This window comes from Mycolicibacterium parafortuitum, from assembly GCF_002086815.1.
GTDB classification, from domain to species: Bacteria; Actinomycetota; Actinomycetes; order Mycobacteriales; family Mycobacteriaceae; genus Mycobacterium; species Mycobacterium parafortuitum.
Genome location: NZ_MVID01000025.1, coordinates 81,799 through 103,637, shown reverse-complemented (window position 1 = coordinate 103,637; position 21,839 = coordinate 81,799). Strand labels below are relative to the sequence as shown.

Sequence of the window (21,839 nt, the reverse complement as noted above, 5' to 3'; positions counted from 1 at the left end):
CCCCTAATCCGGGCCTTTCGGCACAAAACGAGTCCGCCCCGCTGCCGTGCGGCAGCGGGGCGGATCGCAGACGACGAGCGCCGTGTCAGCGACGCAGGCCCAGGCGCTCGATCAGCGAGCGGTAGCGTGCGACGTCGACCTGGGCGACGTACTTCAGCAGCCGGCGACGGCGGCCGACCAGCAGCAGCAGGCCACGACGCGAGTGGTGGTCATGCTTGTGCTGCTTGAGGTGTTCGGTGAGATCCGTGATCCGCTTGGTCAGCAGTGCGACCTGGGCTTCCGGGGATCCGGTATCGGTGTCGTGCAGGCCGTACTGGCCAAGGATTTCTTTCTTCTGTTCGGCAGTGAGCGCCACGAAACAACTCCATCGATTCGGTCCGCGAACGTTGGGGCCCGGTACAGATCGGACCCCGAAAAAGCGCGGCCACCGCGAACTGCAGCACGCGCCGGGTCGGCAGGGAGTCTAGCAGCGGGCCCCACCCGCCGACGAATCGCCGAATGCGCAGCTAGTGAGCCGACAAGATGGTGCGGGCGCGTTCGGTGTCGACGCCCATCGCGACGATCAGATCGTCGACCGAGTCGAACTTCTCCTGGCCGCGCAACCGGGCGACGAAATCGACGGCGACGTGCTGGCCGTACAGATCGGCCTCGGTGTCGAGGACGAACGCCTCGACCGTGCGGGTGCGCCCCGAGAACGTCGGGTTGGTGCCGACCGACACGGCGGCCTGATATCTCTCCCCCGGCATGACCGTGCCGACGACGGGTCCGTGCCCGAGCACGGTGAACCACGCGGCGTAGACGCCGTCGGCCGGGATCGCCGAGTACATCGGCGGTGCGACGTTGGCCGTCGGGAACCCCAGCACCCGGCCGCGGCCGTCGCCCCGGACCACCACGCCCTCGACGCGGTGCGGGCGGCCCAACGCCTCGGCGGCGGCGACCATGTCGCCGGCGTCCACGCAGGAGCGGATGTAGGTCGACGAGAACGTCACCGTCTCGTCCTGGTGATGCTCGGCGACCAGGGACAGCGAGTCGACGGCGAAGCCGAACCGGTCGCCGGCCTTGCGCAGCAGGTCGACGTTTCCGGCAGCCTTCTTACCGAACGTGAAGTTGTCCCCGACCACGACCTCGACGACGTGCAGGCGTTCGACGAGCAACTCGTGGATGTAGCGCTCCGGGGTGAGCTTCATGAAGTCGGCGGTGAACGGCACCACCAGGAAAACGTCGATGCCGAGTTCCTCGACCAGTTCGGCGCGCCGGGTCAGGGTGGTCAGCTGCGCCGGGTGACTGCCCGGGAACACGACCTCCATCGGGTGCGGGTCGAACGTCATCAGCACCGTCGGCACCCCGCGGGAGCGGCCGGCCTTCACGGCGCGGTTGATCAGCTCCTGGTGGCCGCGGTGTACCCCGTCGAAAACCCCGATGGTGACGACACATCGACCCCAGTCTGTGGGGATGTCGTCCTGCCCCCGCCAGCGCTGCACGCCCGCTAGCCTACGACCCGCGCCCGGCTCTGGTCTAAACACCGGGCGAGCGACACCACCGGATCAGGTGATGATTGCCTAAACTCAATGATCGTGAGTCCTGACGCCGCCAATCCCACCGATCTGTCGACGGTCGCCCAGGACTATCTGAAGGTCATCTGGACCGCCCAGGAGTGGTCCCCCGACAAGGTCAGCACCAAGCTGCTCGCCGACCGGATCGGCGTCTCGGCCAGCACCGCGTCGGAGTCGATCCGCAAGCTCGCCGACCAGGGCCTGGTGGACCACGAGAAGTACGGTGCGGTGACGCTGACCGACGCGGGCCGTCGCGCCGCGCTGGCGATGGTGCGCCGGCACCGGCTGATGGAGACGTTCCTCGTCAACGAGCTCGGCTACGGCTGGGACGAGGTGCACGACGAGGCCGAGATCCTCGAGCATGCCGTCTCGGACCGGATGCTCGACCGCATCGACGCGAAGCTCGGCTATCCGACCCGCGATCCGCACGGCGATCCGATCCCCGCGCCCGACGGCCGGGTTCCGACTCCCCCGGCGCGGCAGCTCTCGGCGTGCCAGGACGGCGAGTCCGGCACCGTCGCACGGATCTCCGACGCCGACCCGGAGATGCTGCGCTACTTCGACACCGTCGGCATCAGCCTGGATTCCCGGCTGCGGGTGGTGGCCCGGCGCGACTTCGCGGGCATGATCTCGGTGGCGATCGAGGACCCTGCCACCACCGGAACAGAGACGACTGTTGATTTGGGAAGCCCTGCCGCACAAGCGATCTGGGTCGTAGCGTAAGGAGTCGCGTGGCCAAGCTGGAGTTGTCCCGATCGTTGGCGATGTCCGCCGAGGACGCCTGGGCACATGCATCGGACCTGTCCTCGCTGGGCGACTGGATGCCGATGCACCAGGGGTGGCGCTCCGACGTCCCCGACGAGATCACCGTCGGGACGACGATCGTCGGGGTGGCCGGTGCCAAGGGGATGCGTAACCGGGTGACGTGGACGGTCAAGGAGTTCACCCCGCCGTCGTCGCTCGCGGTGCACGGTGAGGGCGTCGGCGGAACCCGCTACAAGTTGACGATGAAGGTCGACTCGACCGGTGAAGGCTGCACCTTCACGGTGCGGATGGACCTCGGCGGCGCGCCGCTGTTCGGGCCCATCGGCTCTGCGGCCGCCCGCGCGGTCAAGGGTGACATCGACAGGGCCATCGAAGAATTCGAGCGGCTCTACGCTTGAGCCGCGCCGGGCGTCGAGTGCACGCTTTGTGACGAGTTCCGGGCCGACTTCCGTCATAAACCGTGCAGTCGGCGAGCTGCGGGCGCCTACAGCGTCGCCGGGCGGATCACCACCACCGACTTGGTCCGCGCCCCGGCGTCCTGCAGCAGCGCCATGACGCGACCGTCGGGTGCGGTCGCGGCGTAGATGCCGTCCACGCCCGCGGCGGCGAGCGGTCGGCCGTGCGCGGCGTCGACCGCCTCCTCCTCGGACAGGTCACGCCGCGGGAAGCCCTGCAGGCACGCCTCGTCGAGTGAATAGCTGAGCTCGGCGTGGTCGGCGAGCTGTTCCAGCGTGCGGGCCTGGTCGAGCCCGAACCCGCCGACGCGGGTGCGCCGCAACGCGGTCAGATGACCGCCGACCCCGAGCGCGGCGCCGACATCGCGGGCCAGCGCGCGGATGTAGGTCCCGCTGGAGCAGTCGACCACCACGTCGACGTCGACGACGTCGGCGGCCCCTTCGATCCCGCGGCGGACCGCGAGGACCTCGAATCGGTCGATACGCACGGCACGCGCGGCGAGTTCGACGTGCTCGCCGTCGCGCACCATCTGGTAGGCGCGTTTGCCCGCCACCTTGATCGCGCTGACGGCCGACGGGATCTGTTCGATGTTCCCCCGCAGCGGCGCGATGGCGTCCTCGATCTGCGCGTCGGTCACCTGCGAGGCCGAAACCTGTTGCAGGAGCTCACCTTCGGCGTCCTCGGTGGAGGTCGTCTGACCCAGCCGGATCGTCGCGTCGTAGGACTTGTCGGTCGCGGTCAGCAGTCCGAGGATCTTGGTGGCGCGCTCGATACCGATGACCAGCACGCCGGTGGCCATCGGGTCCAGCGTGCCGGCGTGGCCGACCTTGCGGGTGCCGAACAGCCGCCGGCACCGGCCGACGACGTCGTGACTGGTCATCCCGCCGGGTTTGTCGACCACCACCAGACCGGGGGCTGGATTGCTCACAGCACGATCGCGGTCAACGCGATGCCGTTGCGCACCGCCCACCGCCCGGTCAGCGTCTCCAGCGGCGGGCCGAATTCCGCGGCGGGGTCGATCAGGATCCGCGACGTGAACGTCCCCGCCTGCCCGGAAGCGTCGGAAGTGTCCACGGCAAACGTGATGTGGGCGTCCTCGAAGCCCAGCCACCGGTGCGTCAGCGGATACCACGCCTTGTACGTGGCCTCCTTGGCGCAGAACAGCACCCGGTCCCAGTGCACGCCGTCGGGCATCGCCCCGAGTTCGTGGCGTTCGACGGGCAGGCTGATCGCGTCGAGCACACCGTTGGGGAGCACATCGTGCGGTTCGGCGTCGATCCCGAGCGAGCGCACCTGTTCGCGGCGCCCGACGGCCGCGCCGCGGAACCCGTCGCAGTGCGTCAGGCTGCCGACGACACCGTCGGGCCAGCGCGGTTCGCCCTTCTCCCCCTTCAGGATCGGCACCGGCTCCATGCCGAGGTCGACGAGCGCCCGGCGCGCGCAGTAGCGCACGGTGACGAACTCGTTGCGCCGTTTGGCCACCGATCGAGAGATCAGCGGTTCCTCCTCCGGCAGCGGTGCGAGTTCGGTGGGGTCGGTGTACAACTCGGCCGCCGCCAGCGCGTCGACCTCACCCGGCAGCACGCCGGCGAGCAGGGGTGCCGCGATCACGCGCGGTCCTTGATGCGCTGCTGGATCCGCGCGGCGTTGTCGCGCATCTCCTGGGTGATCTGGAAGTGCCCGCCGAACTCGTTGAGGTAGCCGGGCGCGTACTTCGGGTCCGGCAGGATCTGCCGCAACCAGCGGTAGGGCCTGCGCCGGCGCCACTCTCGCGGATAGCCGACCGACACCTCTTCGAAGCGCACGCCGTCGTACCAGGTGGTGCGCGGGATGTGCAGATGCCCGTACACGGAGCAGATCGCGTTGTAGCGGGTGTGCCAGTCGGCGGTGGCGGTGGTGCCGCACCACAGCGCGAACTCCGGGTAGTACATCGCGTCGCAGGGTTCGCGCACCATCGGGAAATGGTTGACCTGGACGGTCGGCATCATCCAGTCCAGATCCTCGAGCCGCTTGCGGGTGTAGTTGACCCGGTCGCGGCACCACGCGTCACGTGTGGCGTACGGCTCCGACGACAACAGGTATTCGTCGGTGCCGACGATGTTGCGCTCCTTGGCGATCGCCAGCCCCTCGGCTTTCGTCCCCGCGCCCTGCGGCAGGAACGAATAGTCGTAGAGCAGGAACATCGGCACGATCGTCGCCGGGCCACCCTCCTCGGTCCACACCGGGTAGGGATGCTCGGGGGTGATCACACCCATCTCGTCGCACATGTTGACCAGGTAGTCGTAGCGCGATTTCCCGTAGATCTGCATCGGGTCGCGCTGAGTGGTCCACAGCTCGTGGTTGCCGGGGATCCAGATCACCTTGGCGAAGCGCTTGCGCAGCAGGTCCAGTGCCCACCGGATCTCGTCGGTGCGCTCGGCGACGTCACCGGCGACGATCAGCCAGTCGTCGGGCGAGGCCGGGTACAGCGACTCCGTGACCGGCTTGTTGCCGGTGTGTCCGGTGTGAAGGTCACTGACCGCCCACAAGGTGGGACGTCGTTCGTCAGTGCTCACAACCCGTCAGCCTACTGGTGGACGGATGCGGGGCACCTTCCGGCAACTAGAACAGGTTCTAAGTTCCTGTCCGCGCGCTGAGTGCCTCCCGTTACACTCCCGGGACGACCCCGATCACGAACCGACGACTCTGGAGGTGTCATGGTCGCCAAGCTGCGACTGTTCTCGGCGCTGTGCGCGCTGGTCGCAGCGGTGGTCGTGGTCTGGCAGATAGAACCCGCGGCGACGGCCGGGCCCGACCGCGTCGACCTGCGGTCGACGCATGCGCCGCTTCCGCTGCAGACGACGACGATGAAATGGCCGGTGCTCGATCTGACCGACCCCGATCCGTTCGACCCCTGCCGTGACATCCCGCTCGACGTGATCGAGCGAATCGGGCTGGCCTTCACCCCGCCGGCACACGAGGACAGCCTGCGCTGCAAGTACGACGCCGGCAACTACCAGATGGCGGTCGAGGCCTTCGTGTGGCGCACCTACGAGGAGACGCTGCCGCCCGACGCCGTCGAACTCGACATCAACGGCCACCGGGCCGCCCAGTTCTGGATCATGAAGCCCACGGACTGGAACAACCGCTGGTGGATCACCTGCATGGTCGCGTTCAAGACCAGCTACGGGGTCATCCAGCAGTCGCTGTTCTATTCGCCGGTCTACTCCGAGCCCGACCCCGACTGCATGCAGACCAATCTGCAGCGCGCCCACGAGCTCAGCCCGTATTACGTCTACTGACACGTAACCTCGTGTCGTGACCCGCCTGCAGCAGGCCGCGCTGACCACGCTCAGCAGCGTATTGCGGCTCCCCCCGGCAACCACCGAGTTCACCGTGGACCGGCATCTGCCGGTGCCGATGCGCGACGGCGTCGACCTCGTCGCCGACCACTACGCGCCGCACACCGACACGCCCGCGGGCACGCTGCTGGTACGCGGCCCGTACGGGCGAGGCTGGCCGTTCTCGGCGCTGTTCGGCGCGGTGTACGCCGCGCGCGGCTATCACGTGGTGGTGCAGAGCGTGCGTGGCACGTTCGGTTCCGGCGGCGAGTTCGACCCGTTCGTCAACGAGGCCGCCGACGGCGCCGACACCGTCGCGTGGCTACGGACCCAACCGTGGTTCACCGGCACCTTCGCCACCCTCGGGCTGTCCTACCTGGGCTGGACGCAGTGGGCGCTGTTGTCCGATCCGCCGCCGGAGTTGAAGGCGGCCGTGATCACCGTCGGCCCCCACGACATCAGCGGACCTCGTTGGGGCACCGGCTCGTTCGCGCTGAACGATTTCCTCGGCTGGAGCGATCTGGTCTCCCGCCAGGAGGATCCGCGACGGCTGCGGGTGCTGCTGCACCAACTGCGGGCGCAGCGGCTGGTCACCCGGGCCGCGCTGGGCTCACCGCTGGGCGAGTCCAGCCGGGCGCTGCTCGGCGACGGCGCACCGTGGTTCGAATCCTGGCTGGAGCATCCCGCCCCCGACGACCCGTTCTGGACCCGGCTGCGCGCCGACGACGCGCTCGACCACAGCGAGGTGCCGGTGCTGTTCCTGACGGGATGGCAGGACCTGTTCCTTGAGCAGACGCTCGAACAGTACCGCCGGCTGCGCACCCGCGGGGTGGCCACCGGCCTGACCATCGGACCGTGGACGCATGGTCACATGATGACCAAGGCCGCACCGACGGTGCTGCGCGAGACGATGGACTGGCTCGGCACTCATCTCGCCGGGGCGCCGGAGGGCAGGCCGGCACCGGTCCGCATCCACGTCCACGGCGCGGGATGGCGCGAACTTCCCGACTGGCCGCCGGTCACCGACGAGCAGGTGCTCTATCCCCTGCCCGGGCACCGATTGGCTGCGCACGCAGGCGAATCCGGTCAGGTGACGTTCGTGTACAACCCGGCCGATCCGACGCCGACGGTCGGCGGCCGGCTGTTGTCCCCGGTGGGCGGCTACCGCGACGACACCGAACTGGCCCGCCGCGCCGACACGGTGACGTTCACGAGCGCCCCGCTGCCTACCGATCTTCGGGTCATCGGGGCACCGGTGGTGGAATTGGCGCACGAATGCCCGAACCCGCACAACGATCTGTTCGTCCGGATCAGCCAGGTCGAATCCGACGGCAGCTCACACAATGTCAGCGACGGTTACCTGGCCTCGGCCCCGGTGTCGGGCATCGCACGCATCGAACTCGACGCGACCGGATGGACGTTTCCTGCCGGGTCGCGGATCAGGCTGCTGGTCGCAGGCGGGTCACATCCGAGGTTCCTGCGCAACCACGGGACCAGCGAACCGGCCTCCACCGCAACGAGTTTCGCGACGGCGAGGCACACGATCCGGTTGGGTGCGCAGACCCGCGTCACGCTGCCGGTGTCAGCCGACTGAATCGCGTACCCGCGCCGCGATCGACTCCAGGGTCGCGTCGTCGTGCACCGGCTCGCCCCACGCCGGGCTGACGGGTAGTTGCACCCAGCTCGAGCAACCCCGGTACTCGGGTGTGCGCGCGAGGCGCACCGACTCGTCGAGCGGGGCCGCCGACACGACGAGCACGGTCAGCCGGTGCCGCGGCCGGAAATCGAGGCGATCCTCCTGCACCGACTGTGCCGTCCAGATATGCAGTGGCGCGATCTCTTCCAATCCGTCAGGGCGTTCCACCGGAATCGCCGCGACCACCCGGGCGCCGGCCCGCAGCACGACGGCGTCGTCGGTGCTGTCGGATGCCGCCGTCTCCAGGAGCTCGCGGTGTTCGGGGCGGACCCGTTCGGCATGGCTGTGCGCGACCGTCGGAAAGAGCAGGAACCGCGACCGGGCCACCTCGGGAGCGACCTCGAATCGCTTCTCGTGGATGCCGCCCTTGCGCAGCAGCACGGTCTGTCGGCCGTCGAGCAGCGCGTGCACCGCGGCGCCCCACTCCTTGAGCGCGGGCTGGGTCGGCCTCGCGGTCACGCGAGATTCAGCCGGGCGCGTACCTCGGGGCGGCGCAGCGGCGGAACGGTTTTCGGCGGCTGTCTGCGAGGTGGCAGGCCGGCCAGTAGCCGGCGGGTGGAGTCGGTGACCTCGGCGACCGCGGCCTCGAACGCATCCACGTTGGCCCCCGAAGGCCGGGTGATCCCGCTGACCTTGCGGACGTACTGGCGGGCGGCGGCCTCGATCTCGTCGACCGTCGCGGCCGGCTCCAGGCCCCGCAGCTCGGTGATGTTTCGGCACATGGACACCACGATAGGCGCGTGTCCGCGCTCCGGTTACGGTGTGGCGATGAGCACCGACAACTCCGCCGCCGATGTCCTGCTGGTCGACACCACCGACCGTGTCCGCACGCTGACGCTGAACCGGCCCGGTTCGCGCAACGCGCTGTCAGCGGCACTGCGCAGCGAGCTGTTCGCGGCGCTGCGGCAGGCCCAAGCCGACGACGACGTCGACGTGGTGATCCTGACCGGTGCCGATCCGGTCTTCTGCGCGGGCCTGGACCTCAAGGAGCTCGGCGACACCACCGAGCTGCCCGACATCTCGCCGAAGTGGCCGCCGATGACCAAGCCGGTGATCGGCGCGATCAACGGGCCCGCGGTGACCGGTGGGCTGGAGATCGCGCTGTACTGCGACATCCTGATCGCGTCGGAGCAGGCGCGGTTCGCCGACACCCACGCCCGGGTCGGTCTGCTGCCGACGTGGGGGCTGTCGGTGCGGCTGCCGCAGAAGGTCGGTGTCGGGATGGCCCGCCGGATGAGCATGACCGGTGACTACCTGTCGGCTGAGGACGCGCTGCGCTGCGGTCTGGTCACCCAGGTGGTTCCGCACGCCGAGCTGCTCGACACCGCCCGTGCGATCGCCGCGTCCATCGTCGGCAACAACCAGAAGGCCGTGCGTGCGCTGCTGGCGTCGTACCACGACATCGACGACGCGCAGAACGGCGGCGCGCTGTGGCAGGAGGCCGCGGCGGCGCGCGAGTGGATGAAGAGCACCAGCGGCGAGGACATCGCAGCCAGCCGCAGCAGCGTGATCGACCGCGGCCGCACGCAGGTGCGGCCCTAGGGCCGTGAACTTCGCGCGAGCGTGCGCGAACTACTGAAACTCCACGGCGTGTCGCCGACGGACACGCACGCTCGCGCCACGAGCGCGACCACCTCAGCGCGTGCCCGGCACCAGCCAGCGTCCCGACAGCACCCGCCACCCGACGAACACCAATCGCAGCACCATGAAGGTGCTCAACCCGGCCCAGATGCCGAGCAGGCCCCACCCGAACGCCAACGACAGCCAGATCAGCGGCAGAAACCCGACCAGGGCGCTGAACAGCGTCGCGTTGCGCATGAACGTCGCGTCGCCGGCGCCGAGCAGCACCCCGTCGATGGCGAACACGATCCCGGCGACCGGCAACTGGGCCACCAGGAACCACCACGGCACACCGATCTGGTCGAGCACCGACTGATCGGTGGTGAACACCGTCGGGAACACCGAGGAACCCAGCGCGAACACCCCGGCCAGCACCACGCCCGCGATGCTGGAGAAGATCGTCACCCGCCACGCCACCGCCTTGGCATGGGCCAGCTGCCCGGCACCGAGCGCCGCGCCGACCAGCGACTGCGCGGCGATGGCCAGTGAATCGAGCACCAGCGCAAGGAAACTCCACAGTTGCAGCACCACCTGGTGCGCTGCGACGCTGGCCGCACCGAAGCGTGCCGCGACGGCTCCGGCGGAGATGAAGCAGGCCTGGAACGCCATGGTGCGCAGGATCAGGTCCCGTCCCATCACCACCTGCGCGCGCAGCACCGCGGGGCGCAGCCGCAGCGGCACCTTCTCGACGACCAGCGCACGGCAGAACAGGACGGCGGCCAGGTACTGCCCGACCACGTTGGCGACCGCCGAGCCGGGCAGCCCGAGTTCCGGGAATCCCAGCCAGCCGTACACGAGCAACGGGCACAGCACCGCCGACAGCGCGAAGCCGACCACCACATACCGCAGGGGCCGCATGGTGTCCTGCACCCCGCGCATCCACCCGTTGCCCGCCGCGGCGATCAGGATGGCCGGGACGGCGAGGCTGGCGATCCGCACCCACGGGAGGGCGGCCTCGGCGATCTCCCCGCCGGCCGACAGCGCGGACACCAGCGGCACCGCGGTCAGTTGCACGACGGCGACGATCACGGTGCCGATGCCCAGCGCCAGCCAGGTCGCCTGCACGCCCTCACCGACGGCGGCGGTGCGGTCACCGGCGCCGTAGAACCGGGCCGCGCGGGCCGTCGTGCCGTAGGACAGGAAGGTCAGCTGGGAACTCAGCACACCCATGATCAGCGCGCCGATGGCCAGGCCGGCCAGGCTCAGTGCCCCGAGCCGGCCGATGACCGCCAGGTCGAACAGCAGATAGACCGGTTCGGCGGCCAGGACACCCAGCGCCGGGAACGCCAGCCCGGCGATGCGCCGGCTGGTTGCCGGAGCAACGCCGTCAGCCAAGGGCCGCACGCAGGGCCGCGACGACATCGGCCGCCGATCCGGTCGCCGAGTATCCGGCGGCCAGGCGATGCCCGCCCCCGCCGAAGGTGCCCGCGACCGCGGCGACGTCGAATGTCTTGGCGCGCATGGACACCGACCAGCGCGCCGGCCCGATCTCCTTGAACACCGCGGCCACCTCGGCCTGCGCGGTGGTGCGGACGATGTCGACGATGCTCTCGACTTCCTCGGGCCGCGCATTCGCCAGCTCGTCGTGGTCGACGACCGCGTAGACGAACCCGCGGCCCCCGACCGCGTCGGTGACCAGTTCGGCCGAGCCAAGCACCCTCGACAGCATCGGCAGCCATGCGAACGGGTGTGTGTCGAGCAGCGTGCGACTGATCGCGGCGTTGTCGACACCGGCCTCGAGCAGTCGGGCCGCCAGCCGGTGCGCCCGCGCGCTCGCCCAGCGGAACGATCCGGTGTCGGTGGTCAACCCGGCGTAGAGGCAGTGTGCCACCGCGAGATCGATCGGCTTGCCCCATGCGTCGAGCAGCTCGGCGACCAGCATCGTCGTCGAATCCGCGGTCGGGTCGACGAAGTTGGCGGTACCGAACAACTGATTCGACGCGTGATGGTCGATGACGAGCACGTCGGCAGCGCCGTCGGCGATCTCGGCCAGCGCGCCCAGCCGGTTCACGCTGGGGATGTCGACTGTTACAACCAGGTCGGCGTCGCGTCGCATCCGCGCCGGGGGCACCAGAAGGTGCCCACCGGGCAGCGAATGCAGCGAGTCGGGCAGGGTGTCCGGCTCGGCGAAGCTGACGTCGACCGACTTGCCCGCGGCGTCGAGCACCAACGCCAGCGCCAGCCCGGCACCGATCGTGTCGGCGTCCGGGAAGACGTGGCAGACGATGCTCACGCTTTCCGCCCGGGTCAGCAGTTCCGCCGCACCGCAGGCGTCCACGCTCACGCCCGGCATGCGGGCGTGAGCCGTCGGATCAGTTATCGAGCGTGTCGGCGCCACCCTTGTCCTCAGCGTCCCCGATTGCCTCGTCCTCCCCGACTACACGGTAAGGGTCGGCCTCGCCCGCGTGCTTGGCGCCTTCGCGAACTCTCGCCAAATCCTCATCAGCCGCGCGGGCTTTTGCCAGGAGCGCCTCCATGTGGTGCGCGGTATCGGGCACGGTGTCGCGCGCGAACGCCAGCGTCGGGGTGAACCGGACCCCCAACGAGGCGCCGACTCGGGTACGCAGCACGCCCTTGGCCTTCTCCAGGCCGGCGGCGGCGCCCTCGTAGTCGGGTTCCTCGTCGAGGGACCGGCCCAACACCGTGTAGTACAGCGTCGCGTCGTGCAGGTCGTTGGTGACCTTGGCGTCGGTGATCGTCACCCCGGCCAGCCGCGGATCCTTGATCTCGTACTCGATGGCCGAGGCGACGAGCGTGGAGATCCGCTTGGCGAGCCGCTTGGCCCGTGCGGGATCAGGCATTACGTCCTGGCCTTCTCGACCAGCTCGTAGGTCTCGATGACGTCGCCTTCCTTGATGTCGTTGTAGGTCAGCGTCAAACCGCACTCGTAGCCCTCGCGGACCTCGGTGGCGTCATCCTTCTCCCGCTTGAGCGACGAGATGGTGAGGTTCTCGGCGACCACCACGTTGTCACGCAGCAGGCGCGCCTTGGCGTTGCGGCGCATGATCCCCGACTGCACGAGGCAGCCGGCGATGTTGCCGACCTTGGACGACCGGAAGATCGCCCGGATCTCGGCGCGGCCGAGTTCCTTCTCCTCGTAGATCGGCTTGAGCATGCCCTTGAGCGCGGCTTCGATCTCGTCGATCGCCTGGTAGATGATCGAGTAGTAGCGGATCTCGACGCCCTCGCGGTTGGCCAGCTCGGTGGCCTTGCCCTCCGCGCGGACGTTGAAGCCGATGATGATCGCATCCGAGGCCGACGCCAGGTTGACGTTGGTCTCGGTGACGCCACCGACACCGCGGTCGATGACGCGCAGCTGCACCTCGTCGTCGACCTGGATGCCCAGCAGGGCCTCCTCGAGGGCTTCGACCGTACCGGCGTTGTCGCCCTTGAGGATCAGGTTCAGCTGGCTGGTTTCCTTCAGCGCCGAATCCAGGTCCTCCAGGCTGATCCGCTTGCGGGTGCGGGCCGCCAGCGCGTTGCGCTTGCGCGCGCTGCGCCGGTCGGCGATCTGGCGGGCGATGCGGTCCTCGTCCACGACGAGGAAGTTGTCACCCGCGCCGGGCACCGACGTGAAGCCGATGACCTGCACCGGACGCGACGGCAGCGCCTCGGTGACGTCCTCGCCGTGCTCGTCGACCATGCGACGGACGCGGCCGTAGGCGTCGCCTGCCACCACCGAGTCGCCGACCCGCAGCGTGCCGCGCTGGATGAGCACGGTCGCCACCGGGCCGCGGCCACGGTCGAGGTGGGCCTCGATCGCGACGCCCTGGGCCTCCATGTCGGGGTTGGCCCGCAGGTCCAGCGATGCGTCGGCGGTCAGGATCACCGCTTCGAGCAGCTGCTCGATGTTGGTGCCGGCCTTGGCCGAGATGTCGACGAACATCGTGTCGCCGCCGTACTCCTCGGGCACCAGGCCGTACTCGGTCAGCTGACCGCGGATCTTGGCCGGGTCGGCGCCTTCCTTGTCGATCTTGTTGACCGCCACCACGATCGGCACGTCGGCGGCCTGCGCATGGTTGACCGCCTCCACCGTCTGCGGCATGACGCCGTCGTCGGCCGCGACCACCAGGATCGCGATGTCGGTGGCCTTCGCACCGCGGGCACGCATGGCGGTGAACGCCTCGTGACCCGGGGTGTCGATGAAGGTGATCGGCCGCTCGTTGCCGTCCAGCTCGACGGTGACCTGGTAGGCACCGATGTGCTGGGTGATGCCGCCGGCCTCGCCCTCACGTACGGTCGCGTTACGGATGGTGTCGAGCAGTCGGGTCTTGCCGTGGTCGACGTGGCCCATGACGGTGACGACCGGCGGACGGAACTCGAGGTCCTCTTCGCCGCCCTCGTCTTCGCCGTAGGACAGGTCGAACGACTGCAGCAGTTCGCGGTCCTCGTCCTCCGGGGACACGACCTGCACGACGTAGTTCATCTCGCTGCCGAGCAGCTCGAGGGTCTCGTCGCCGACGGACTGCGTCGCGGTCACCATCTCACCGAGGTTGAACAGCGCCTGCACCAGCGAGGCCGGGTTGGCGTTGATCTTCTCGGCGAAATCGCTCAGCGATGCGCCGCGGGCCAGCCGGATGGTCTCGCCGTTGCCGTGCGGAAGCCGCACACCACCGACGACCGGGGCCTGCATGTTCTCGTATTCGGCCCTTTTCGCGCGCTTCGACTTGCGACCACGCTTGGGCGCGCCACCGGGACGACCGAACGCGCCGGCTGCGCCACCGCGCTGACCGGGACGACCACCGCCGCCACCGGGACGACCGCGGAAACCGCCGGCTGCTGCGCCTCCGGCGCCACCGCCACCACCGGCGCCGCCGCCGCGGTAATTACCGCCGCCGCCACCGCCGGGACGTCCTGCGCCACCGGGCGTCGGCCGTGGGCCGGCACCGGGACGCGGGCCGCCACCGGGACGGGGACCGCCACCGGGACGTGCGCCCTGCGGGCGGGGAGGCATGTTGCCGGGCGTTGCGCCGGGACGCGGACCGCCGCCGGGGCGGGGGCCTGCGGCACCCGGGCCGGGACGCGGACCGCCGGGGCCGGCCTGCGGCCGGGGCGCGGGACGCTCGACCGGCTGCTGCGAGGAGAACGGATTGTTGCCGACGCGCGGGGTGCGCGCAGCGGGCTTGGGTGCCCCGGGGCGCGGACCACCAGGTCCGGGACGCGGTCCGGGGGTGGGCCGTGCGGCCGGTGCCTCGGAGGGTGCGGCCGATGCCGCCGGTGCGGCCGGTGCTGCCGGCGGAGGCGCGGGCGTCGCGGCCGGCGGAGGCGTCGGGGCTGCCGGGGTCGGCGCGGCCGCGGCGGGTGCCACCGGTTCGGCGGCCTTGGGCTGCGCGGGTGCCGGGGGGCCCGGGCGCGGGCCGGGGCGCTTCTCGGGGGCGGACGGCTTCGCGGGTGCGCCGTTGGACGCCTCGGCGCCGGGCTTCACCTTGTCGGACTTGCCGCCACCGAACGATTCCCGCAGACGTCGCGCGACGGGTGCTTCCACCGTCGACGATGCGGACTTGACGAATTCGCCTTGCTCGCCCAGACGGGCGAGTACTTCCTTGCTTGTGACACCGAGTTCCTTAGCCAACTCGTGCACGCGGGCTTTACCTGCCACTACATCTCCTGTCTGAGAGGCGACAGCGGTGGTAGGCGCCGCGCCTCGGTTTAGCTATGACGCATGGTCATCGGGACTTCACGGTGTGCTCATGTTCTTCGCTTACCTGTTCTCTTGACCGGGCATGTCGAGCGCCTCCCCGTTGGAGAGACGGTCCGACACCGCGGTGATGTCCGGTGAACCGGTGATACGCAACGCTCGGCCGAACGCTCGCCGGCGCATCGCTGCCTGCAGACACTCCGGATCGGGATGCAACCAGGCACCCCGCCCCGGAAGCTTTCCCGCTGAATCGACAGTGACGACACTGTCGACCGCGACAACCCGAAGCAGTTCGACGGCCAGCTCTCGTCTCCGACATCCGATACATGTCCGCACCGGTCCCCCGGAGGGTGCCTTGGTGTTTTCACGCATCCGAGCCGATGCCTCGTGCTGGATCACAGGTGAGTCTACCGCCAGGGCGGCGTGGAGAAGAAAACCGGTGCGCAATGTGTTTCCGCGCCACCTCAGCCGGCGCCGTGAGCGGCATCGGGATGCGGAGCCTGCCGCGCCCCGGGGTGCGGGCTCCCGTCATCGCCGTCGCGGGACGCGTCGTCGCTGCGGATGTCGATCCGCCAGCCGGTCAGCCGCGCCGCGAGCCGGGCGTTCTGGCCTTCCTTGCCGATCGCCAGCGACAACTGGAAGTCCGGCACGATCACCCGGGCCGCGCGCGCGGCCTCGTCGATCACGGACACCGACACCACCTTGGCCGGCGACAGCGCGTTGGCGACGAACTTCGCCGGGTCCTCGTCGTAGTCGATGATGTCGATCTTCTCGCCGGACAGCTCGCTCATCACGTTGCGCACCCGCTGGCCCATGGGGCCGATGCAGGCGCCCTTGGCGTTCAGGCCGGGCGCGCGGGACGCGACCGCGATCTTGGACCGGTGCCCGGCTTCACGCGCGACGGCGACGATCTCGACGGAGCCGTCGGCGATCTCGGGAACCTCCAGCGAGAACAGTTTGCGCACCAGGTTGGGGTGGGTGCGCGACAGCGTGATCAGCGGCTCGCGTGCGCCGCGGCTCACGCCGACGACGTAGCAGCGCAGCCGGTCGCCGTGTTCGTAGCGTTCACCGGGAACCTGCTCGGCCGCCGGGATGACGCCCTCGGAGCCCTTCGTCTCGCTGCCCATCCGGACCACCACGAGGCCGCGGGCGTTCGCGCGCGCGTCGCGCTGGATGACGCCGGCGACGATGTCGCCCTCGCGGGCGGAGAACTCGCCGTAGTTCTTCTCGTTCTCGGCGTCGCGCAGCCGCTGCAGGATGACCTGACGGGCGGTGGTCGCCGCGATCCGGCCGAACCCCTCGGGGGTGTCGTCCCACTCGTGCAGCACGTTGCCGTCTTCGTCGGTCTGCCGGGCGATCACCTTGACGACACCGGTCTTGCGGTCGATGTCGATGCGCGCGTCGGGCTCGTGCCCGTCGGTGTGCCGGTAGGCGGTCAGCAGGGCCGACTTGATGGTGTCGACGACGACGTCGACCGTGATTCCCTTGTCGGCCTCGATCGCGTGCAGGGCCGCCATGTCGATGTTCATGTTCAGGCTTCCTCTCCGGAGACGCCGGCCAGTTCCAATTCCCGCGGATTAGGCGGCGAAAACTCCACCTGGACAACGGCTTTGACCACCGTGGTGAGTGTGATGTCGCGGACGGTCAGATTCGCGCGCTTCTCCCGGACGATCACGTCCACGGTGCCGTCGTGCACCTGACCGATGCGTCCGGTCACCGTGGAGCCGTCGTCGAGGGTCAGCTCGGCGAGCCGTCCCTGTGCGCGGCGGTAGTGCTTCTCGGTCGTCAGCGGGCGGTCGACGCCCGGTGAGGTCACCTCGAGCACGTACGGCGGGGTGTCGAGGACGTCGAGTCGCTCCGCGGCGGTGCGGGACAGCTCAGCGATCGCGTCGAGGTCCAAGCCACCGTCGGCATCGGCGATCACGGTGATTCGCGGTGGACGGACGGCGGTGTCGACCACCACGTCCTCGATGTCATAACCGGCGCGCGCGAAGTCCCCGTCGAGCAGTTCGACCACCTGTCGTTGCGACGGTAATCCCGCAGACCGCTCCGCCACGGTGAAGCTCCTCGTCTTGAGTTGTCCGGACACGGTTCGCGAGGGATGCCCCGCGAACACGACTCCCCACGATACGCCAGCGTCGGCAGGACAAATCACGAAAAGCAGGACCGCGGCCTGGCGGCACGCCCGCGGCCCGCCGCGGGTGCACATTCGCGGCCCGCCGCGGTACTGATGGCAGGATGTGGCACGTGCCGAGCCGACCGCCGACCCTGAGCCGTCGACGTGTTCTCGCCGGCGCGGCCGTCCTGGCAGCCCTCGGGGTCGCCGGCGCCGGCTGCGGAACACCGCCCCCACCGGCCGACCTCGACGATCTGACCACCGCGCTGGACCGATCCCGCTCGGACAGTGACCTGGCCGCGGAGGTCGCCGACAGCGCGAAGGGCAAGCTGGCCGCGGTGCTGACCGACATCGCCGCGCAGCGGGCCGCACACGCTCAGGCGCTGGCCGACGAGATCGTGCGCCTGACCGGCCACCAAGCACCCACCGCGACCACCGAGCCGTCCGCCGCGGCGCCGACGTCGGCCCCGACACCCGCGTCGGTGCCCCCACCGACGGTCGACGACGTGATCGGTGCGCTACGGACGTCGGCCGACAGCGCGGCGAAGTCCGCCCGTGTGCTGTCGGGCTACCGCGCCGGTCTGCTGGCGTCCATCGCGGCGTCCTGCACGGCCGCCTACACCGTCGCGCTGGCCGGAGCGGGGCGAGGCCGATGACCTCCCCCGAGAACGCCTCCACCGAAGACGCGATGCCGACCCGACCCGGCGACGCCGGGACCGGCGCGCTGTTCGACGCCATCGCCGTCGAACACGCGACGATCTACGGGTACGGCGTAGTCTCGGCGCATTCGATCCCGGAAATGAACTACCTGGTGTCGGACGCGATCGCCGAACACCGGGCACGCCGCGAGGCCGCGATAGCGCTGATCGAAGCCCAGGGCGCCGAGGCGGCGATGCCTGCCGCGGGCTACACGATGCCGATGGAGATTGACTCCCCGACCGATGCGGAGAACCTCGCCGTACGAATGGAGGAGGACGCCGCGACCGCGTGGCGGGCCGTGGTCGAGCAGACCGCGGACCAGGAGGTGCGCGCGTTCGCGGTGACCGCGCTGACCGAATGCGCGGTCACCGCGGCCCGGTGGCGGGCCGCCCGCGGGGACGCGACGGTGACCGTCGCGTTCCCCGGCGGATCCGAGTGACGCTCAGCCAGTGATCGCGGCGCGGATCTGCTCGGCGGCGCCCTCGACGGGGATCTCGCGCTTCTCCCCGCTGAACCGGTCGCGCAGCTCGACCACGCCGTCGGCCCAGCCCCGCCCGACGACGACGATCCACGGCACACCCAGCAGCTCGGCGTCTTTGAACTTCACGCCCGGCGAGGAGGTCCGGTCGTCGAGCAGCACGTCGGCGCCGGCCAGGTCCAGCGCGGCGGCGAGTTCGGTCGCGCCGGTGCGCGCGTCGGCGTCCTTGTTCGCGATGACGACGTGCACATCGAACGGCGACACCGACGACGGCCAGCGCAGCCCGAGCTCGTCGTGCTGCTGCTCGGCGATCACGGCCACCAGCCGCGAGACCCCGATCCCGTAGGAACCCATGGTCAGCCGCACCGGCTTGCCGTTCTCGCCGAGCACGTCGGCGCCGAACGCGTCGGCGTACTTGCGGCCCAGCTGGAACACGTGGCCGATCTCGATGCCGCGTGCGGCGACCAGCGGTCCGGCCCCGTCCGGGGACAGGTCGCCTTCGCGGACCTCGGCGGCCTCGATGGTGCCGTCCGGGGTGAAGTCGCGGCCCGCGACCAGGTCGACGACGTGCTTGTTCTTCTCGTCGGCGCCGGTGATCCACCGGGTGCCGTCGACGATCCGGGGGTCGACCAGATAGCGGACCCCGTTGGCCAGCAACGCCTTCGGTCCGATGTAGCCCTTGACCAGGAACAGGTGCTTGGCGAAGTCGGCGTCGTCGAGCAGCGCGTACTCGGCCGGTTCGAGCGCGGCGCCGAGGCGTTTGTCGTCGACCTCGCGGTCGCCGGGCACACCGATCGCCAGCAACTCCCACTCCCCGCCCGGCTCCCGGACCTTCAGCATCACGTTCTTCAGCGTGTCGGCCGCGGTCACGGTGCGGCCGTCGAAGCTGGGCAGGTTCGCGCTGTTGGCCCAGTCCACGAGTGTCGCGATGGTCGGGGTGTCCGGGGTGTCGTGCACGACCGCCTCCGGCAGCCCGTCCAGCGGGATCGGGTCCGGGGCGGTGGTGACGACGGCTTCGACGTTCGCGGCGTACCCGGACTGCGGGCAGCGCACGTAGGTGTCCTCGCCGACCTCGCTCTCGGCGAGGAACTCCTCGGACGCGCTGCCGCCCATCGCGCCGGACACCGCCGACACGATGACGTAGCGGACCTTCAGCGTGTCGAAGATCCGCCGATAGGCCTCACGATGCGCGTCGTAGGCCTTCTTCAGGCCGTCGTCGTCGACGTCGAACGAGTAGGAGTCCTTCATCAGGAACTCGCGTCCACGAAGAATGCCGGCCCGCGGCCTGGCCTCGTCGCGGTACTTGTTCTGGATCTGGTAGAGCCGCAGCGGGAAGTCCTTGTACGACGAGTACTCCCCCTTCACGGTCAGGGTGAACATCTCTTCGTGGGTGGGCCCGAGCAGGTAGTCGTTGCCGCGGCGGTCCTGCAGCCGGAACAGCGTGTCGCCGTACTCGGTCCAGCGGTTGGTCGTCTCGTACGGCGCACGCGGCAGCAGCGCGGGGAACAGGATCTCCTGCCCGCCGATCGCGTTCATCTCGGTGCGGACGATGTTCTCGATCTTGCGGAGCACCTTCAGGCCCAGCGGCAGCCAGCTGTAGAGCCCGGGGCCGACGGGGCGGACGTATCCGGCGCGGATGAGCAGCTTGTGGCTCGGCACCTCCGCGTCGGCGGGGTCGTCACGCAGGGTGCGCAGGAACAGCTCGGACATGCGGGTGATCACAGCGGAACACCTTACTGACTACCGGGCGAGCTAAAGCTCTCGCAGGCCCCGATGTCGAGCTAAAGCTCTCGCAGGCCCAAGGTCGAGCTAAAGCTCTCGCAGGTCCAAGGTCGAGCTAAAGCTCTCCGGCGTCGATCGCGTCCTTGACCTCTTGTGCGTGCGCAACCTGTTCGGCGGTGTACCCGATGAACAGCGCGACACCGCCGACGATCACCGCGACCGCCGCGACCCACAGCAGGCCGTACGAGTAGCCCTGGTCGAGCGCGTGCATCTGCGCGGCGTTCATGTCCTTGACCGGACCGGTGGTGCCGCCGAGGTACAGCGTGCGCGAGGTGATGACGGCCTGGATGATCGCCAGCACGACGGGGCCGCCGAGGTTCTGCAGCATCAGCGCGATCGCCGAGACAGGACCGATCTGGTCGAAGCCCACGCCGGCGATCGCGGAGATCATCAGCGGCACCACGATCATGCCGATGCCCAGCCCGCCGATGGTGATCGGCAGCACCAGGTTCGGGAAGTACGGGATCCCGGCGTCGAGCGTCGAGCCGTAGATCATCGCGGCCAGCACGAGGACACCGCCACCGATCACCAGCACCCGCGGCGGGTACTTCGAGACCAGCGCCGAGGACACGCCGAGGCCGATGCCCAGGGCGATCACGAACGGGATGAAGCCGACGCCGGCCCGCAGCGCGCTGTAGCCCATGATGTCCTGGACGTAGAGCCCGATGGTCACGGTCAGCGTGAACATCACGCCACCGGCCAGGAACACCGCGGCGAAGGTGGCCACCCGGTTGCGGTCGAGGAACAGGTTGAACGGCACCACCGGGTTCTCGGCGGTGCGCTCGACCCACAGGAACGCGAGCAGGCAGCCGACCGCGGCGACGCCGGAACCGATGGTCACCGGTGACGTCCAGCCCGCCTCCGGGCCCATCGAGAAGCCGAACACCGCTGCGGTGCAGCCCATGGTGGCCAGCAGCGCGCCCGCCGCGTCGAGCTTGAGCCGTTCGCGGCTGGTCTCGCGCAGCGTCTTCCGGGCCAGATAGATCATGATCAGGCCGATCGGCACGTTCACCAGGAACGCCAGTCGCCACGACACCTCGGTCAGCGCGCCGCCGACGACAAGGCCCATCACTGATCCGACACCGGTCATCGCCGCGAACACCGCGGTGGCGGCGTTGCGGGCCGGCCCCTTCGGGAAGGTCGTCGCGATCAGCGCCAGCGCTGTCGGCGACGCGATCGCCGCGCCCACGCCCTGCAGCAGCCGCGCGATCACCAGCGTCGCCTCATCCCAGGCGATACCGCACAGGATCGACGCGATGGTGAACAGCGTGACGCCGACGATGAAGGTCCGCTTGCGCCCGATGGTGTCGCCGAGGCGTCCGCCGAGAAGCATCAGACCGCCGAACGTCAGGACGTAGGCGGTGATGACCCAGCTGCGTCCGGCATCGGACAGGGACAGTTCGTCCTGGATCTTGGGGAGCGCGACGATCGCGATGGTGCTGTCCATCGTCGCGAGAAGCTGCATGCCGCCGATCGCGATGACCGCGGCGAAGAACCGGCGCGACGGCACCCAGGCCGGGGTCTTACCCCGTGGTCCCGAGCCACCTCCGCGGCCACCCGCCGTCTCACCCGTCGCCGTGACGCGGGCGGGCAGAGCTCGGCCTGAGGCCTTCGAGCCCTGTCGTCCTTTAGCTTTAGCATCACGTTGGATGGCGGCACGCTCCGCATCGTTGAGAGCCGTCATACCGGGTTACCCTACAGTAATCTTAAGAACTC

General features: G+C 69.7%; 23 protein-coding genes. 7 read left to right on the top strand and 16 right to left on the bottom strand.

Features of this window, described 5'->3' with window-relative positions; translation table 11 throughout:
* Window positions 1-85: 85 nt before the first annotated feature.
* Together rpsO and BST38_RS22695 are read right to left on the bottom strand one after the other, a co-directional pair.
* Complete coding sequence (rpsO, locus tag BST38_RS22700; protein ID WP_083145738.1) at window positions 86-355, bottom strand: 30S ribosomal protein S15; 270 nt, start codon at window positions 353-355, stop codon at window positions 86-88.
* A gap of 151 nt (window positions 356-506) precedes the next feature.
* Window positions 507-1,481 (bottom strand): bifunctional riboflavin kinase/FAD synthetase, encoded by a 975-nt coding sequence (locus BST38_RS22695; protein WP_083145737.1) that lies wholly within the window; start codon window positions 1,479-1,481, stop codon window positions 507-509.
* Window positions 1,482-1,568: 87 nt separating this feature from the next.
* On the opposite strand from BST38_RS22695, the gene mntR reads away from it, so the two are divergent.
* Both mntR and BST38_RS22685 read left to right on the top strand, forming a co-directional pair.
* Window positions 1,569-2,276 (top strand): manganese-binding transcriptional regulator MntR, encoded by a 708-nt coding sequence (gene mntR / locus BST38_RS22690; RefSeq protein ID WP_181792038.1) that lies wholly within the window; start codon window positions 1,569-1,571, stop codon window positions 2,274-2,276.
* Window positions 2,277-2,284: 8 nt separating this feature from the next.
* The gene (locus BST38_RS22685) at window positions 2,285-2,716 is read left to right on the top strand and encodes a type II toxin-antitoxin system Rv0910 family toxin (RefSeq protein ID WP_083145736.1); all 432 of its coding nucleotides are present in this window, start codon (window positions 2,285-2,287) and stop codon (window positions 2,714-2,716) included.
* An 86-nt stretch (window positions 2,717-2,802) separates the two neighbouring features.
* Here BST38_RS22685 and truB read toward each other — a convergent pair whose 3' ends face one another.
* Genes truB through pptH form a run of 3 tightly spaced genes read right to left on the bottom strand, consistent with a single transcriptional unit; the run spans window position 2,803 to window position 5,329 of the window.
* Window positions 2,803-3,702, bottom strand: a complete 900-nt coding sequence (truB, locus tag BST38_RS22680) for a tRNA pseudouridine(55) synthase TruB (protein ID WP_083145735.1) — start codon at window positions 3,700-3,702, stop codon at window positions 2,803-2,805.
* Window positions 3,699-4,385, bottom strand: coding sequence for a 4'-phosphopantetheinyl transferase PptT (pptT, locus tag BST38_RS22675; RefSeq protein WP_083145734.1), 687 nt, complete (start codon window positions 4,383-4,385; stop codon window positions 3,699-3,701). The genes truB and pptT overlap by 4 nt, the downstream gene beginning before the upstream one ends.
* Complete coding sequence (pptH, locus tag BST38_RS22670) at window positions 4,382-5,329, bottom strand: ACP phosphodiesterase PptH (protein WP_083145733.1); 948 nt, start codon at window positions 5,327-5,329, stop codon at window positions 4,382-4,384. The genes pptT and pptH overlap by 4 nt, the downstream gene beginning before the upstream one ends.
* Window positions 5,330-5,470: 141 nt before the next feature.
* Here pptH and BST38_RS22665 point away from each other — a divergent pair, with 141 nt between their 5' ends.
* Both BST38_RS22665 and BST38_RS22660 read left to right on the top strand, forming a co-directional pair.
* Window positions 5,471-6,055, top strand: coding sequence for a DUF3558 domain-containing protein (locus BST38_RS22665; protein WP_083145732.1), 585 nt, complete (start codon window positions 5,471-5,473; stop codon window positions 6,053-6,055).
* Between the two features lie 16 nt (window positions 6,056-6,071).
* The gene (locus tag BST38_RS22660) at window positions 6,072-7,688 is read left to right on the top strand and encodes a CocE/NonD family hydrolase (RefSeq protein ID WP_083145731.1); all 1,617 of its coding nucleotides are present in this window, start codon (window positions 6,072-6,074) and stop codon (window positions 7,686-7,688) included.
* Here the strand turns inward: BST38_RS22660 and BST38_RS22655 are convergent.
* Together BST38_RS22655 and BST38_RS22650 are read right to left on the bottom strand one after the other, a co-directional pair.
* Complete coding sequence (locus BST38_RS22655) at window positions 7,677-8,249, bottom strand: DUF1802 family protein (RefSeq protein ID WP_083145730.1); 573 nt, start codon at window positions 8,247-8,249, stop codon at window positions 7,677-7,679. The two genes, BST38_RS22660 and BST38_RS22655, sit on opposite strands and share 12 nt — an antisense overlap.
* Window positions 8,246-8,512, bottom strand: a complete 267-nt coding sequence (locus tag BST38_RS22650) for a DUF2277 domain-containing protein (RefSeq protein ID WP_083145755.1) — start codon at window positions 8,510-8,512, stop codon at window positions 8,246-8,248. The genes BST38_RS22655 and BST38_RS22650 overlap by 4 nt, the downstream gene beginning before the upstream one ends.
* 46 nt (window positions 8,513-8,558) lie before the next feature.
* Between BST38_RS22650 and BST38_RS22645 the strand changes: the two genes are divergently transcribed.
* A complete protein-coding gene (locus BST38_RS22645) occupies window positions 8,559-9,332 on the top strand; it encodes an enoyl-CoA hydratase (RefSeq protein ID WP_083145754.1) in 774 nt (257 codons plus the stop codon).
* A gap of 93 nt (window positions 9,333-9,425) precedes the next feature.
* Here BST38_RS22645 and BST38_RS22640 read toward each other — a convergent pair whose 3' ends face one another.
* The 7 genes from BST38_RS22640 to rimP all read right to left on the bottom strand — a co-directional run bounded on the left by BST38_RS22640 (window position 9,426) and on the right by rimP (window position 17,104).
* Window positions 9,426-10,745 carry an MATE family efflux transporter gene (locus tag BST38_RS22640; RefSeq protein WP_110781877.1) on the bottom strand — a complete coding sequence of 440 codons (1,320 nt, stop codon included), beginning with the start codon at window positions 10,743-10,745 and terminating at the stop codon, window positions 9,426-9,428.
* Window positions 10,738-11,703 carry a DHH family phosphoesterase gene (locus BST38_RS22635; RefSeq protein ID WP_083145728.1) on the bottom strand — a complete coding sequence of 322 codons (966 nt, stop codon included), beginning with the start codon at window positions 11,701-11,703 and terminating at the stop codon, window positions 10,738-10,740. Before BST38_RS22635 ends, BST38_RS22640 begins: the two co-directional genes overlap by 8 nt.
* 19 nt (window positions 11,704-11,722) lie before the next feature.
* Complete coding sequence (rbfA, locus tag BST38_RS22630; protein WP_083145727.1) at window positions 11,723-12,211, bottom strand: 30S ribosome-binding factor RbfA; 489 nt, start codon at window positions 12,209-12,211, stop codon at window positions 11,723-11,725.
* Window positions 12,211-15,009 carry a translation initiation factor IF-2 gene (gene infB / locus BST38_RS22625; RefSeq protein ID WP_083145726.1) on the bottom strand — a complete coding sequence of 933 codons (2,799 nt, stop codon included), beginning with the start codon at window positions 15,007-15,009 and terminating at the stop codon, window positions 12,211-12,213. The genes rbfA and infB overlap by 1 nt, the downstream gene beginning before the upstream one ends.
* Window positions 15,010-15,111: 102 nt before the next feature.
* The gene (locus BST38_RS22620) at window positions 15,112-15,420 is read right to left on the bottom strand and encodes a YlxR family protein (protein ID WP_181792037.1); all 309 of its coding nucleotides are present in this window, start codon (window positions 15,418-15,420) and stop codon (window positions 15,112-15,114) included.
* A 92-nt stretch (window positions 15,421-15,512) separates the two neighbouring features.
* Window positions 15,513-16,577: a transcription termination factor NusA gene (gene nusA / locus BST38_RS22615; RefSeq protein WP_083145724.1), complete on the bottom strand. Its 1,065-nt coding sequence runs from the start codon at window positions 16,575-16,577 to the stop codon at window positions 15,513-15,515.
* A 2-nt stretch (window positions 16,578-16,579) separates the two neighbouring features.
* Complete coding sequence (rimP, locus tag BST38_RS22610; protein WP_083145753.1) at window positions 16,580-17,104, bottom strand: ribosome maturation factor RimP; 525 nt, start codon at window positions 17,102-17,104, stop codon at window positions 16,580-16,582.
* 182 nt (window positions 17,105-17,286) lie between these two features.
* Between rimP and BST38_RS22605 the strand changes: the two genes are divergently transcribed.
* Both BST38_RS22605 and BST38_RS22600 read left to right on the top strand, forming a co-directional pair.
* The gene (locus tag BST38_RS22605; RefSeq protein WP_083145723.1) at window positions 17,287-17,820 is read left to right on the top strand and encodes a twin-arginine translocation signal domain-containing protein; all 534 of its coding nucleotides are present in this window, start codon (window positions 17,287-17,289) and stop codon (window positions 17,818-17,820) included.
* Window positions 17,817-18,302: a ferritin-like domain-containing protein gene (locus BST38_RS22600; protein ID WP_083145722.1), complete on the top strand. Its 486-nt coding sequence runs from the start codon at window positions 17,817-17,819 to the stop codon at window positions 18,300-18,302. The genes BST38_RS22605 and BST38_RS22600 overlap by 4 nt, the downstream gene beginning before the upstream one ends.
* 3 nt (window positions 18,303-18,305) lie before the next feature.
* On the opposite strand, the gene BST38_RS22595 is transcribed toward BST38_RS22600, so the two are convergent.
* Window positions 18,306-20,063: a proline--tRNA ligase gene (locus BST38_RS22595; RefSeq protein ID WP_083145721.1), complete on the bottom strand. Its 1,758-nt coding sequence runs from the start codon at window positions 20,061-20,063 to the stop codon at window positions 18,306-18,308.
* A 115-nt stretch (window positions 20,064-20,178) separates the two neighbouring features.
* Window positions 20,179-21,807 carry an MFS transporter gene (locus BST38_RS22590; RefSeq protein WP_083145720.1) on the bottom strand — a complete coding sequence of 543 codons (1,629 nt, stop codon included), beginning with the start codon at window positions 21,805-21,807 and terminating at the stop codon, window positions 20,179-20,181.
* Between the last annotated feature and the right edge of the window lie 32 nt (window positions 21,808-21,839).

Bases quoted from the DNA above. Each gene is read 5' to 3' on its own strand.
- BST38_RS22600 (WP_083145722.1), top strand. From the start codon at position 17,817: ATGACCTCCCCCGAGAACGCCTCCACCGAAGACGCGATGCCGACCCGA.
- BST38_RS22645 (WP_083145754.1), top strand. From the start codon at position 8,559: ATGAGCACCGACAACTCCGCCGCCGATGTCCTGCTGGTCGACACCACC.
- rbfA (WP_083145727.1), bottom strand. From the start codon at position 12,211: ATGCCTGATCCCGCACGGGCCAAGCGGCTCGCCAAGCGGATCTCCACG.
- BST38_RS22590 (WP_083145720.1), bottom strand. From the start codon at position 21,807: ATGACGGCTCTCAACGATGCGGAGCGTGCCGCCATCCAACGTGATGCT.
- BST38_RS22620 (WP_181792037.1), bottom strand. From the start codon at position 15,420: ATGCGTGAAAACACCAAGGCACCCTCCGGGGGACCGGTGCGGACATGT.
- BST38_RS22635 (WP_083145728.1), bottom strand. From the start codon at position 11,703: ATGCCGGGCGTGAGCGTGGACGCCTGCGGTGCGGCGGAACTGCTGACC.
- BST38_RS22650 (WP_083145755.1), bottom strand. From the start codon at position 8,512: ATGTGCCGAAACATCACCGAGCTGCGGGGCCTGGAGCCGGCCGCGACG.
- BST38_RS22665 (WP_083145732.1), top strand. From the start codon at position 5,471: ATGGTCGCCAAGCTGCGACTGTTCTCGGCGCTGTGCGCGCTGGTCGCA.
- BST38_RS22605 (WP_083145723.1), top strand. From the start codon at position 17,287: ATGTGGCACGTGCCGAGCCGACCGCCGACCCTGAGCCGTCGACGTGTT.
- nusA (WP_083145724.1), bottom strand. From the start codon at position 16,577: ATGAACATCGACATGGCGGCCCTGCACGCGATCGAGGCCGACAAGGGA.
- mntR (WP_181792038.1), top strand. From the start codon at position 1,569: ATGATCGTGAGTCCTGACGCCGCCAATCCCACCGATCTGTCGACGGTC.